Origin of the sequence: Vibrio breoganii, assembly GCF_024346795.1 — a bacterium.
GTDB lineage: Bacteria > Pseudomonadota > Gammaproteobacteria > Enterobacterales > Vibrionaceae > Vibrio > Vibrio breoganii.
Window position 1 is genome coordinate 293,602 of record NZ_AP024864.1, and the last position, 13,130, is coordinate 306,731.

General features: G+C 46.2%; 7 protein-coding genes. 2 read left to right on the forward strand and 5 right to left on the reverse strand.

All coding sequences use genetic code 11. From position 1 onward, the window contains the following. The first annotated feature begins 72 nt into the window (after positions 1-72). Positions 73-3,741 carry a methionine synthase gene (gene metH, locus OCU35_RS01450; RefSeq protein ID WP_065210268.1) on the forward strand — a complete coding sequence of 1,223 codons (3,669 nt, stop codon included), beginning with the start codon at positions 73-75 and terminating at the stop codon, positions 3,739-3,741. Between the two features lie 62 nt (positions 3,742-3,803). Here metH and lysC read toward each other — a convergent pair whose 3' ends face one another. Further along, positions 3,804-5,156 (reverse strand): lysine-sensitive aspartokinase 3, encoded by a 1,353-nt coding sequence (gene lysC / locus OCU35_RS01455; RefSeq protein WP_261825529.1) that lies wholly within the window; start codon positions 5,154-5,156, stop codon positions 3,804-3,806. Between the two features lie 289 nt (positions 5,157-5,445). Here lysC and OCU35_RS01460 point away from each other — a divergent pair, with 289 nt between their 5' ends. Beyond that, positions 5,446-6,558 (forward strand): pyridoxal-phosphate-dependent aminotransferase family protein, encoded by a 1,113-nt coding sequence (locus OCU35_RS01460; protein WP_102490014.1) that lies wholly within the window; start codon positions 5,446-5,448, stop codon positions 6,556-6,558. Between the two features lie 6 nt (positions 6,559-6,564). Here OCU35_RS01460 and OCU35_RS01465 read toward each other — a convergent pair whose 3' ends face one another. The 4 genes from OCU35_RS01465 to OCU35_RS01480 all read right to left on the reverse strand — a co-directional run bounded on the left by OCU35_RS01465 (position 6,565) and on the right by OCU35_RS01480 (position 12,926). Next, the gene (locus OCU35_RS01465) at positions 6,565-8,334 is read right to left on the reverse strand and encodes a PglL family O-oligosaccharyltransferase (protein ID WP_290242190.1); all 1,770 of its coding nucleotides are present in this window, start codon (positions 8,332-8,334) and stop codon (positions 6,565-6,567) included. Between the two features lie 17 nt (positions 8,335-8,351). Further along, complete coding sequence (uvrA, locus tag OCU35_RS01470; protein ID WP_261825530.1) at positions 8,352-11,177, reverse strand: excinuclease ABC subunit UvrA; 2,826 nt, start codon at positions 11,175-11,177, stop codon at positions 8,352-8,354. Between the two features lie 127 nt (positions 11,178-11,304). Next, positions 11,305-12,183: a UTP--glucose-1-phosphate uridylyltransferase GalU gene (galU, locus tag OCU35_RS01475; RefSeq protein ID WP_017028864.1), complete on the reverse strand. Its 879-nt coding sequence runs from the start codon at positions 12,181-12,183 to the stop codon at positions 11,305-11,307. Between the two features lie 107 nt (positions 12,184-12,290). Next, entirely contained in the window at positions 12,291-12,926 is a 636-nt protein-coding gene (locus OCU35_RS01480) for a response regulator transcription factor (protein ID WP_065210264.1), read from the reverse strand. Positions 12,927-13,130 lie beyond the last annotated feature (204 nt).

Below are 13,130 nucleotides of genomic sequence, written 5' to 3' on the forward strand. Positions count from 1 at the left end.
CTAGAAATCTAATTTTACTGTGATAGGATGTTGGGTATAAGTTGGAAATGCCACACCTGAGCAGGACGCAGAATGAGAGCACAATTAGAAGCCCAATTAAAGAACCGCATTCTTTTGATAGATGGTGGTATGGGCACCATGATTCAAAATCAAAAACTAGAAGAAGCGGATTATCGAGGTGGTCGTTTTGCCGATTGGCATTGTGACCTGAAAGGGAATAATGACCTTCTTGTCCTTACCCAGCCTCAACTCATCAAAAAGCTTCATAGTGATTATTTGGAAGCTGGTGCTGACATCCTAGAAACCAATACCTTTAACTCAACCACCATAGCGATGGCGGATTATGAGATGGAGGATCTTAGCGAAGAGATTAACTTTGCTGCGGCAAAGCTTGCCAGAGAAGCGGCAGATGAATGGACAGCAAAGACTCCCGATAGACCACGTTATGTTGCTGGCGTTCTCGGCCCAACAAACCGTACCTGTTCTATTTCTCCTGACGTTAATGACCCTGGGTTTCGAAACGTTAGCTTTGATGAGTTAGTCGAGGCATACAAAGAATCCACCCTTGCCCTTATAAAAGGTGGTTCAGACCTTATTCTCATTGAAACCATCTTTGATACCTTGAATGCGAAGGCATGTGCATTTGCTGTTGATACTGTTTTTGATGAGCTAGGCTACACGCTGCCCGTCATGATCTCGGGAACCATTACCGATGCATCAGGCCGTACCTTGTCTGGTCAAACGACAGAAGCTTTCTATAACTCTTTAAGACACGTGAACCCCATCTCTTTCGGTCTGAACTGTGCTTTGGGTCCTGACGAATTACGCCCTTATGTGGATGAGTTATCGCGTATTTCTGAAACCTTCGTCTCTGTTCACCCAAATGCCGGTCTACCCAATGCGTTTGGTGAGTATGACCTATCTCCAGAAGACATGGCTGAGCATATTAAAGAGTGGGCAGAGTCAGGTTTCTTGAACTTGGTGGGGGGGTGTTGTGGTACGACACCGGAACATATTAAGGCGATGGCTGAAGCTGTTGCAAATGCTCGACCACGTCAACGACCAGAAATAAAAGCGGCGTGTCGCTTATCTGGCTTAGAACCTCTCGCTATTTCTAAAGAAACTCTATTTTTGAATGTGGGCGAGCGTACTAACGTCACTGGGTCTGCTCGCTTTAAACGATTAATCAAAGAAGAGCTCTATGAAGAAGCTCTGGACGTTGCACGTCAGCAAGTAGAAAACGGCGCTCAAATCATCGATATTAACATGGATGAAGGGATGCTAGATGCTGAGGCATGTATGGTTCGTTTCCTCAATCTTTGTGCCTCCGAGCCTGATATATCGAAAGTGCCGGTTATGGTGGACTCCTCTAAATGGGAAGTCATTGAAGCGGGTCTTAAGTGCATTCAAGGCAAAGGCATCGTTAACTCAATCTCTTTGAAAGAGGGGAAAGAGAAGTTTATCGAGCAAGCTAAGCTAATTCGTCGTTATGGTGCGGCTGTGATTGTTATGGCGTTTGATGAACAGGGCCAGGCAGACACTCGTGAGCGCAAGATTGAGATCTGTACCAATGCCTACAACATCCTTGTCGATGAGGTTGGCTTCCCTGCTGAAGATATCATTTTTGATCCAAACATCTTTGCCGTCGCGACGGGTATTGATGAACACAATAACTACGCCGTCGACTTCATCAATGCAGTAGCGGATATCAAACGCGACCTACCACATGCAATGGTGTCGGGTGGTGTATCTAACGTTTCTTTCTCATTCCGCGGCAACAACTACGTTCGTGAAGCTATACATGCTGTATTCCTATACCACTGCTTTAAAAATGGTATGGATATGGGCATCGTGAATGCGGGTCAACTAGAAGTTTATGACAACGTACCTGACAAACTGCGAGAAGCGGTGGAAGATGTGGTTCTGAACCGCAGAGATGATGCCACTGAACGTTTGCTGGACATTGCTGGTGAATATCGTGAAAACGGTGTAGGTGCCCAAGATGATGGAGCTGCGCTTGAATGGCGCGGTTGGCCAGTAGAAAAACGCTTGGAACATGCCCTTGTGAAAGGTATTACTGAGTTTATTATCGAAGATACTGAAGAAGCTCGTTTGAATGCGTCTAAACCTCTGGAGGTCATTGAAGGGCCGTTGATGGATGGTATGAACGTAGTGGGCGACTTGTTTGGTGAGGGTAAGATGTTCTTACCTCAGGTAGTAAAATCTGCTCGAGTCATGAAACAAGCAGTCGGTCACCTTGAACCTTACATTGACGCTCTAAAAGAAGTGGGTCAAACCAACGGTAAGATATTGTTGGCGACAGTAAAAGGCGATGTGCACGATATCGGTAAGAATATCGTGGGTGTGGTTCTGCAGTGTAATAACTACGAAATCATCGATCTGGGTGTGATGGTGCCTTGTGAGAAGATCCTCAAAGTCGCAAAAGAAGAGAACGTCGATATCATTGGCTTGTCAGGATTGATAACCCCATCTTTGGATGAAATGGTACACGTTGCGAAAGAAATGGAGCGTCAAGGGTTTGATCTTCCACTACTGATTGGCGGTGCAACCACCTCTAAAGCTCATACAGCGGTGAAGATAGAGCAAAACTACTCAGAGCCAGTCGTATATGTAAACAACGCCTCTCGTGCGGTAGGCGTATGTTCGGCACTGCTCTCTAATGAGCAAAAACCAGGCTTTATTGAGAAGCTAGATCTCGACTATGAACGCGTTCGTGACCAGCACGCTAGAAAGCGACCAAAGACAGCACCAGTGACTCTAGAGAAGGCACGTGAGAATAAAGTGGCTATTGATTGGGAGTCTTACACTCCGCCACAACCAAAGCAGCTTGAACCAGTGGTGGTCAAAGATATGAGCGTATCGGTACTGCGTGATTATATTGACTGGACCCCATTCTTTATGACTTGGAGCCTAATGGGTAAATACCCCGCTATCCTAAAGCATGAAGAAGTGGGCGAGGAAGCGAAGCGTTTGTATAAGGATGCCAACGATTTGCTCGATATGATAGAAGCGGACGGTATCATCAAGGCAAACGGTATGTGCCAGATGTTCCCAGCCAACAGTGTGGGTGATGATATCGAGGTGTATACCGACGAGTCACGTACGGTTGTGGCTAAGACGTTATTCAACCTTCGTCAGCAAACCAAAAAGCCGAAAGGCTTCAATTACTGCTTGAGCGATTACATTGCACCTAAAGATAGCGGTGTTAAAGATTGGGTTGGCGGATTTGCCGTAACGGGTGGTATTGGTGAGCGTGAGATTGCTGACAACTACAAAGCGGAAGGTGATGATTACAACGCGATTATGATCCAGGCGGTAGCCGATCGCTTGGCTGAAGCCTTTGCCGAGTACCTTCATCAGCAAGTGCGTAAGGATATCTGGGGATATGCCCCTGATGAGCAATTGGGTAACGATGACCTCATCCGCGAGAAGTATCAAGGTATACGCCCAGCGCCAGGCTACCCTGCGTGTCCTGAGCATACTGAAAAACAGGCTATATGGGACTTGATGCAAGTTGAGGAAACCATTGGAATGTCGCTTACTACGAGCTACGCAATGTGGCCTGGTGCGTCGGTCTCTGGTTGGTATTTCTCTCACCCTGATTGCCGTTATTTCGCTATTGCACAGATCCAAGAAGACCAAGCTAAAGACTACGCAGAGCGTAAAGGTTGGGATTGGACTGAGGCTGAAAAGTGGCTAGGGCCTAACTTGAACGGTTAACAACAAAAATAAAGAAGGGGCTATTTAGCCCCTTCTTTTTTATCGATATTTGTTAGCTAATTTTAGCTTTCAAAGAGCTGTCGATGAAGCTGCTGCACGGCGTGTCTTGCTGATGATTCATGCAATAAGAAACACAGATTATGGTTACTTGCACCATAGCAAATCATTCGTAGATTGTGGTCTTCAAGGGTACCAAATATCTGCTTTGCTGTGCCCTTAGCTTGTCCCATGTTGTTGCCGATAAGCGCAACCAAGCTTAGGTTCTGCTCTACGACAACTGAGCAGAGTTCTTCCAGTTCTTGTTGAGCAGCAACAGGCAGTTGCGGAGCGCCACCTTGAGTATTCGTGCGATCTAACGTCAGTGATACGCTGATCTCTGAGGTGGTAATCAGATCTACCGATACCTTATGACGAGCCAAGATGGTAAATACCTTTGCCAAAAATCCACTGGCTTGGAACATATTAAGGCTCTTAAGAGTAATCAGTGTTTGATTGCCTCTCAGGGTGACGGCTCTAAATAAAGGTGCACTTTCAACTTCTTGTTTTACCCAAGTACCGCCACGTTCTGGTTCCTTAGAGGACCCAACAAATACGGGAATTTTGTGTCGCAATGCAGGTACTAACGTTGAAGGGTGCAGGATCTTAGCACCAAAGTTTGCCATCTCAGAGGCTTCACTGAAGCTGATCTCTTTGATGGGTTGTGCTGGTGGCGCGATGCGCGGGTCTGTGGTGTAAATGCCCGGTACATCCGTCCAAATTTCTAGGCCAGACGCTGAGATCGCCTCGGCAATTAAGGCGGCGCTATAATCACTACCACCACGACCTAGTGTTGTTGTTTTGTTATTAAGATCTGAGCCGATAAATCCTTGGGTAATGACAATAGAGTCTTTAAACAATGGCACTAGGTGAGCTTGTGCAGCAATGCCGATCTCGTCCAGTAACGGCTCTGCATTTCCAAATACTGATGTTGTTTTCATCACAGTGCGAATATCGAAGCGCTCGGTTTTATGTCCGCGCTCACTCATTAGCTGGCAAAGGATGTGTGTCGACATTAGCTCTCCACAAGAGACTAATTGGTCAGTCAATTGCTCGCTAGTCTCGCTGGCGGCTTTCTCGGCACACTGAGAAACCTTTGTTAGAATCTCGTTGATCGCATCATTGATGACTTCGGGGTGCTTTAACTGATTGATGATACTGAAGTGAATATCAACCAATTGCTGCAGAAGTTGCTCACGTTTACCTTTATCGGCGATGCCATTGGCAAGCTCGACCAATACGTTGGTCACGCCTGAGCAGGCACTGATGACAACGAGCTTGGTTTTTGGGTTGTTCTCTACGATGGCCGCACATCGGCTCATCGCCTCAAAATTTGCTACACTTGTGCCGCCAAATTTGGCGACGTTGATTGCGCTCACAGCGTCTCTCCATTAATCCTTTAAATGTGCAAATACTCACTCTCGCTAATAGAGGTGAGTATAAAATGCGAAGCAGTTACCCCGCATAAAATGAGAAGAGCTTGTCCTTATCGCATTGCATTGGTCATCCACTCTTTGTCTTCATTGAACTGGTTTGGCGAAATTATGTCAATGGCTTGAATACAAATCGTCACTTTTTTACCTACCGCATACTTCTACGCATTGCTCGTTGAGGCTCTTTTAGTGATGCAATAAGCTATACGCACTTTCCCTTGAATAAGGTTTAACTATGCGCAGCTTCATTCCCCCGCATCGTACACTGATGGGCCCTGGTCCTTCTGATATTTCCCCGCAGGTTTTACAAGCGCTTTCCCGCCCAACCATAGGGCATTTAGATCCACTGTTTATTCAGATGATGGATGAGCTAAAATCACTGCTAAAATACGCATTTCAAACAGAAAATGAATTCACTATTGCCTTGTCCGCACCGGGTAGTGCTGGAATGGAAGCCTGCTTTGTAAACCTTATAGAGCCTGGAGAAAAAGTGATTGTGTGTCGTAATGGCGTGTTCGGCGAGCGTATGCGACAGAATGTAGAGCGCTGCGGAGGCGTTGCGATTGTGGTTGATGATGAGTGGGGAAGCCCTGTATCAGCACAAAAGCTACAAAGCGCGGTAGAAGAACACTCAGATGCAATCGCGGTTGCCTTTGTGCATGCCGAAACCTCGACAGGTGCCCTAAGTGATGCAGAGGCTTTGTCTACGATTGCACGAAGTAAAGACATGCTGGTGATTGTCGATGCGGTGACCTCGCTAGGTGGCGTGCCACTAATGGTGGATGAATGGCAACTGGATGCGGTGTATTCAGGGAGTCAAAAATGCCTATCCTGTACCCCTGGATTATCGCCACTGACTTTCTCTAGTCGAGCCATTGCCAAGATTGAAGCTAGACAACACCCCGTTCAAAGTTGGTTCTTGGACCAAAGCTTGGTGCTTGGCTACTGGAGTGGTGAAGGCAAACGTGCTTATCATCATACCGCGCCAGTAAACAGTCTTTATGCCCTGCATGAGTCACTATTAATACTCAAAGAAGAAGGGCTTGAGCAGGCTTGGAAACGTCACGCCGATACCCATCAACGTTTGAAAGAGGGCTTAACTGACTTGGGTATGAGCTTTGTTGTGGACGAGGAATATCGATTGCCACAGTTGAATGCCGTGTATGTACCCACTGGAATTGATGAGGCGTTAGTGCGCCAGCGCTTGCTCAATGAATACAATCTAGAGATAGGTGCAGGGCTCGGGGATCTCGCTGGAAAAGCGTGGCGTATTGGTTTGATGGGATACGGTGCCCGCAAGGAAAATGTCGCACTTTGCTTGCAGGCACTGAAAGAGGTTCTAGCTTAAATCTACCTAGCCATTAGTGTTGCTTTGATTGGCTTGGCTGACTTTAACTCGCTTCAAGGACACAGAGCTAAAGTCGACCTTCGGAAATAAAAACACCGCTTCACTTCGAATAGCGCTAGCCATCTGCTGTTGGTCTAGCGCTTGATACGCGAGTATCAAATTCTTATACAAGGCTGGGCGAGGCTTGTCCTGTATGAAAGGTAGAGACCAATCCACGTAAGCTTGAACATGCGCCTTTTCGTTGGTGGCTATACCAATATTCAGTAGTGTGCTGTGAATGTCCCATTCATAGCGATCCTTCCATGCGATTGGGTTAGTCACCCTATCTAAGATACCTGGGTTCTTTGGCTTAGAGCGCTCGAAATCCGTTAATACTTGATTGGTGTGCAGTGCTGTGAGCATGTAGACACAAGTGAGTATCGGTAATAGCAGGCTAGAAAGGCGCAACCCAACCTTGCTTAGCTTCCCAAAGTTGAATTGTCTGTAGCGCGCGGTGCGCTGATCAACCCAATATAAAAGCACAATAAAAGAAACCCAGTGGATAGCTGAATGATAAAAGGGGTATTCCAATTGGGTGTGCAATACGATGGGGATAAACAATGACAATATGCCAATGCGCGTGCCTTTTCTCGCCATATACAAGCGATACAGTACAAATCCCATCGCAAGAAATATCCCAACCAGTGGAATCATTCCTCCTTCAATTCCCCACATGAGTAACTCATTGTGAGGATGATCCATTGATGGAAGTCCAGCAGGATAATCAGGATTAAGCTGGTGCTGTCTAGCCGTATACAGCATATAGGCTGACTCAAAGTTACCATAGCCATAACCTGACAATGGTCGCTCTATCATCATGTCTAGCCCTTGCGGGAAGGTATAGGCTCGAGGACTCTCCAAGTCGGCTTTATCACCCACTAATGATTGATTGTCGCCGATAAAGGTCATGCCTACGCCAATGGCGAGACCTGCAACTAGGCAGGCAGACCAGATAATGGCCCGTGACTTTAACGCAAAGCGATACAGATAAGGAGCCACCATTGCCGTTGCAATTACCGCTCCTAGCCATCCTGTTCTGGACGCAAGAACAACCAGTAATGGAATGGTGATTAGGGGAATCGCATAAAGAAAGACGATTTTTTGTCGCCAGCTTAGATACTTATCGTGAGGCTGCCGTGCGAGAAGATAGCCAGACAAAGCTAGACCTGTCGCTAGAAAGCTCGCCATTACATTGGGCTGCTGGAAAATGCCGTAAGGTCGGTTGTTTACCGTATTGTAACCAAAGGGGTTTCCCTCAGATAATAGAGTGTACTGAACCCAGCCAAATACGGCTTCAATAGCGACGGAGAATAAAATAAACCACAACAATCGCTGCTTTTCTTCATTACTAAATCGAAACTGCTGAAAAGCTAAGAAAAGAACAAAGCCTGCCCATAAGCCGGTGAGCCTTGGTAGAGCAATGGCAACACTGGCATTGGGTAATACGATGGGCAGTGTCATCAACAGGCAGCTGATAAACAACACAACCGTCATCTTTGAGTATTTTATGACACGGTTGCTCGCCATTTGATATACGGCAATACCTAGCGCTATGCTCAAAAATCCCCACACTGGAGGGTTAAATGAAAGCGCAAGTCCTGCTCCCCCAGGGTTGGGGGAGAAGAAGTGAGTGGCTATCAGGAAGGTTATCCCGATAAACAGTAGAAAACGCCTGTTAAACGGTACTTTGGGAGCCTTTACTTCAAGTTGTGTACCTGTGGTTAACAGGGTTGCCATGAATTGTATCCTTTGTTCTATTTAAGCATCGGCTTTAAGAAGTGAGCGGTATGCGAGCCTTTTACTTTAGCAACTTGCTCTGGTGTTCCGGTAGCGACAATCTCACCACCACCTTGTCCACCCTCTGGGCCAAGATCGACGATCCAATCTGCAGTTTTAATCACATCAAGGTTATGCTCTATCACTACAACGGTGTTGCCGTGATCGCGAAGGCGATGCAATACAGTAAGTAACTGTTGTATATCATGAAAATGAAGGCCAGTGGTAGGCTCATCAAGAATATACAGGGTTTTACCGGTATCGCGTTTCGACAGCTCTCTCGCTAACTTAACGCGCTGTGCCTCACCACCAGATAGAGTGGTAGCTGCTTGACCTAGGCGGATATACGAAAGGCCAACATCAATCAAGGTCTTTAGCTTGCGCGCAATAACAGGCACGGGTTCAAAGAAGGCATGAGCGTCTTCAACGGTCATGTTCAATACTTCATCGATAGATTTACCCTTGTATTTCACCTCAAGGGTCTCACGGTTGTATCGCTTGCCTTTACAAGAATCACATGGCACATACACATCCGGTAGGAAGTGCATCTCTACCTTAATAACGCCATCACCCTGACACGCTTCACAGCGACCGCCTCTCACGTTAAAACTAAAGCGACCCGGTTTATAGCCGCGAGAGCGTGACTCTTGCGTACCGGCAAATAGCTCTCGTATTGGCGTGAAGATACCTGTGTAAGTAGCAGGGTTTGATCTTGGCGTACGTCCGATTGGGCTTTGATCGATATCGATGACCTTATCAAAGTGCTCTAAGCCATTGATGGAGTCGTAAGGGCTAGGGTTGCTGGTGGTTGCTCCGTTAAGTTCACGGTGCGCGATCTTAAAGAAGGTGTCATTGATAAGTGTTGACTTGCCTGATCCTGATACGCCGGTCACACAAGTAAACAAACCACATGGGATGGTAAGATCGACCGTTTTGAGGTTGTTGCCCGAAGCGCCACTGAGTATCAGTTGCTTATCTTTATCAACAGGGGTACGTTTTTTGGGAATCGCGATTTCCTTGGTGCCCTTTAAGTACTGCCCGGTTAAAGATTCAGGGTTATTGATGATATCTTCATAGGTCCCCTCTGCAACTACATTACCGCCATGAACCCCTGCGCCAGGACCAATATCAATAATATGATCCGCAGTACGGATGGCATCTTCATCATGTTCTACGACGAGCACTGTATTGCCGAGATCTCGCAGGTGAGTCAGAGTTCCAAGCAGGCGTTCATTGTCTCGTTGATGCAATCCAATAGAGGGCTCATCGAGCACATACATAACGCCAACCAGACCAGCACCGATTTGGCTGGCAAGACGAATACGCTGCGCCTCGCCACCAGAAAGAGTTTCCGCACTGCGCGACAGATTTAAGTAGTTGAGACCAACATTGACCAAGAAGCTCAGGCGATCATTAATCTCTTTCATGATCTTTTCGGCGATCTGAGCTTTTTGACCCTCAAGACTCATGGTTTCGAAAAACTCCAATGCCTCACTAATACTCATCTCAACGATGTTGGGTAGAGGAGTATCTTGAACAAAGACATTTCGTGCTTCTTCTCGAAGGCGTGTTCCATCACAACTTGTACAAGAGCGAGTAGAGATGTACTTGGCCAGATCTTCACGCACTGAGTTGGATTCAGTGTCACGATAGCGACGTTCTAGGGTGTTAAGGATCCCTTCAAAGGGATGAGTCTTAACTCGAATATCGCCACGATCATTAATGTACTTAAACTCGACCTCTGTTCGGCCCGAGCCCTTCAATATGATCTCGCGGATCCTTTTTGATAAAGACTTAAAAGGCGCATATAAATCGAAATCATAGTGATCAGCTAGAGCGCTAAGCATCTGAAAGTAATAGTAGTTCTTTTGATCCCAGCCTTTGATTGCTCCTTCGGCAATACTTAGGTTCTGATCTAGAACGACGCGCGTCTCATCAAAGTATTGCTGCACACCAAGGCCGTCACAGGTGTGACAGGCACCTGCGGGATTATTGAAAGAGAAGAGTCTTGGCTCAAGCTCTTGCATGCTGTAACCACAATACGGACACGCAAAGTTGGCAGAGAAAATGATCTCTTCATCATCCGATTTATCCATTGAAGCCACTACGGCAATGCCACCTGATAGCTCTAGTGTGGTTTCAAAAGATTCGGCGAGTCGCTGCTTAAGATCGCTACGCACCTTAAATCGGTCAACAATAACCTCAATGGTATGCTTCTTATGAAGCTCTAGGGTCGGTGGATCAGAAAGATCGCAGATATCGCCATCTACGCGAGCTCGAATAAAGCCCTGTGCAGCTAGGTTTTCAAAGGTTTTAACATGCTCACCCTTGCGCTCTTTTACAATCGGAGCCATTAGCATCATCTTAGAGCCTTCTGGCATTTCTAAGACTTTATCTACCATCTGGCTGATGGTTTGTGCAGACAGCGGCACTTTGTGTTCAGGGCAACGAGGTTCACCCACTCGCGCGTACAATAGACGAAGGTAATCATAGACCTCGGTAATTGTGCCCACGGTAGAGCGAGGGTTATGGGATGTCGATTTCTGTTCAATTGAGATGGCAGGTGATAGACCCTCAATGTGGTCCACATCGGGCTTTTCCATCAATGACAGGAATTGGCGGGCATAAGCAGATAGAGACTCTACATATCGACGTTGCCCTTCAGCATATAAGGTATCGAAAGCTAAAGAAGACTTACCTGATCCAGAAAGACCAGTAATGACAGTCAGCTTGTCTCTTGGAATGGTGAGGTTGATGTTTTTTAAGTTGTGGGTTCGGGCGCCACGAACGTCGATAGTGTCCATCTAATTCCGCTCAATTACATAATCGTTGTCCAAGTATTGCATAGCTTTATACGCCTGCAAATAAATACTGGATAAAAAAACAGTGACACTAGGTCACTGTTTTTATGTATTGGGTAAAGCCTAACGATTAAGTCGTTGGTTCTTTATGTGTTGACTGTTTGCCAAGCTCAGTGGCTTTTTGGTCTTTTAGATACACATTCTCGAAGCAGTAGTTGGTTGCTTCAATGTAGCCTTCAACGCTACCACAGTCGAAACGCGTGCCCTTGAATTTGTATGCGAGAACACAGCCAGCTTTAGCTTGCTTAAGTAGCGCATCAGTGATTTGGATTTCGCCGCCTTTGCCTGGCTCTGTTGCTTCAATAAGATCGAAGATATCAGGAGTTAGGATGTAGCGACCGATAATCGCTAGGTTACTTGGCGCTGTACCAGGTTCTGGTTTCTCTACCATATCATCAACGCGCACGATGTCGTCTTTGATCATCTCGCCTTTGATAACACCGTATTTATGGGTTTCGTCTTCTGGTACTTCTTGAACGGCAACGATAGAGCAGCGGAACTGCTTATACAGTGCAACCATTTGAGCTAGAACGCCTTGCTCTTCATTGACGCATAAATCATCAGCAAGAACTACTGCGAAAGGTTCATCACCCACTAGTTCACGGCCAGTCAAGATAGCGTGACCCAAACCCTTCATCTCACGTTGACGGATATAGGTAAAGTTAGCCGATTCGATGATATCGCGAATATCAACCAGCAACTCTTCTTTGTTGGTGCCCTGAATCTGGTGCTCCAGTTCATAGTTCTTATCAAAGTGATCCATGATGGAATGCTTACCACGACCGGTTACGATGCACATTGCATCCATACCTGCGTCGATCGCTTCTTCAACGCCGTATTCGATCAGTGGTTTGTTGACCACTGGCATCATTTCTTTTGGCATTGATTTAGTCGCAGGAAGAAAGCGGGTGCCGTAGCCTGCGGCAGGGAAAAGACATTTTTTAATCATGGGGGTAACCTAACTGAATCATTATTATAAAGTTGTTGCGCCTAACTCTATCATTACAATTCGTCGATATAAAATACACTTTGGTTAAATTACCCAGTATTGTCACTTTATGGTAAGAAATGATGGGCCCAGACAACCGCTTCTTCTCTGTTCTTGACCTTAATCTTGCGAAATATTTTATATAGATGGGACTTTATGGTGTGCTCACTGATAAACAACTGCTCAGCTAAGCCATAGTTTGATTTGCCAATTCGCAATGCTTCAAGCACTTCCATTTCGCGACGAGTTAAATTAATCGTGTGTGGAGGGGCATAGCGAATCAGCACCGACTGATAATAGGACAGCAATTGATCGGTAACCCCACGGCTCAACCAAGAGTTTCCTTCACTAAGGGTGCGTAAACCCGCTGCGATCTCTTCAATGGATTGTTGCTTATAGAAGATGCCACGAAGACGGCCATATTTGAGTAGGTCAGTGGTTTTGAGGTGCAAGGGCGCCTGAGTGATCACCATGTTGATGTTTTGCCCGGGAAAGCTGGGATTCTCGAAATCGGTAGGGTCAAACGTAGGATCGTTATAATCCACCAAGATCACCGGTGTCATACTCGGCTTGTATTTCTGATGCCAATCTTCGAGCGAGTGAAGTTGAATCTCAGAAGCCTTTATTAGTTGTTCGACCGTCTTGTTATCAAAACCACAGTTCTCATGCAAAAAAAGCTGAGAATTTATTCCATCAAAATACATACATCTTTCTCCCTGTTGCCTACATCTAGTCTCTTTTGCATTCCTTTAGTTTGCGAAACTAGGCACTAGTTTTTGCGTGTTTATTCAATAAGAATGCCTATATTATGCTTTTTGTTGCATAATTTTGCGTAATAATCCGAAAAAAATGCAACCAAGTGTGTCGGTTTGTGCTCAGTACCTGCGCAGTGGTTGAGGTTCTCGAAT

Excerpts from the sequence above, each read along its gene's own strand:
- OCU35_RS01480 (WP_065210264.1), bottom strand. The coding sequence starts at position 12,926 with ATGTATTTTGATGGAATAAATTCTCAGCTTTTTTTGCATGAGAACTGT.
- galU (WP_017028864.1), bottom strand. The coding sequence starts at position 12,183 with ATGATTAAAAAATGTCTTTTCCCTGCCGCAGGCTACGGCACCCGCTTT.
- metH (WP_065210268.1), top strand. The coding sequence starts at position 73 with ATGAGAGCACAATTAGAAGCCCAATTAAAGAACCGCATTCTTTTGATA.
- OCU35_RS01460 (WP_102490014.1), top strand. The coding sequence starts at position 5,446 with ATGCGCAGCTTCATTCCCCCGCATCGTACACTGATGGGCCCTGGTCCT.
- OCU35_RS01465 (WP_290242190.1), bottom strand. The coding sequence starts at position 8,334 with ATGGCAACCCTGTTAACCACAGGTACACAACTTGAAGTAAAGGCTCCC.
- uvrA (WP_261825530.1), bottom strand. The coding sequence starts at position 11,177 with ATGGACACTATCGACGTTCGTGGCGCCCGAACCCACAACTTAAAAAAC.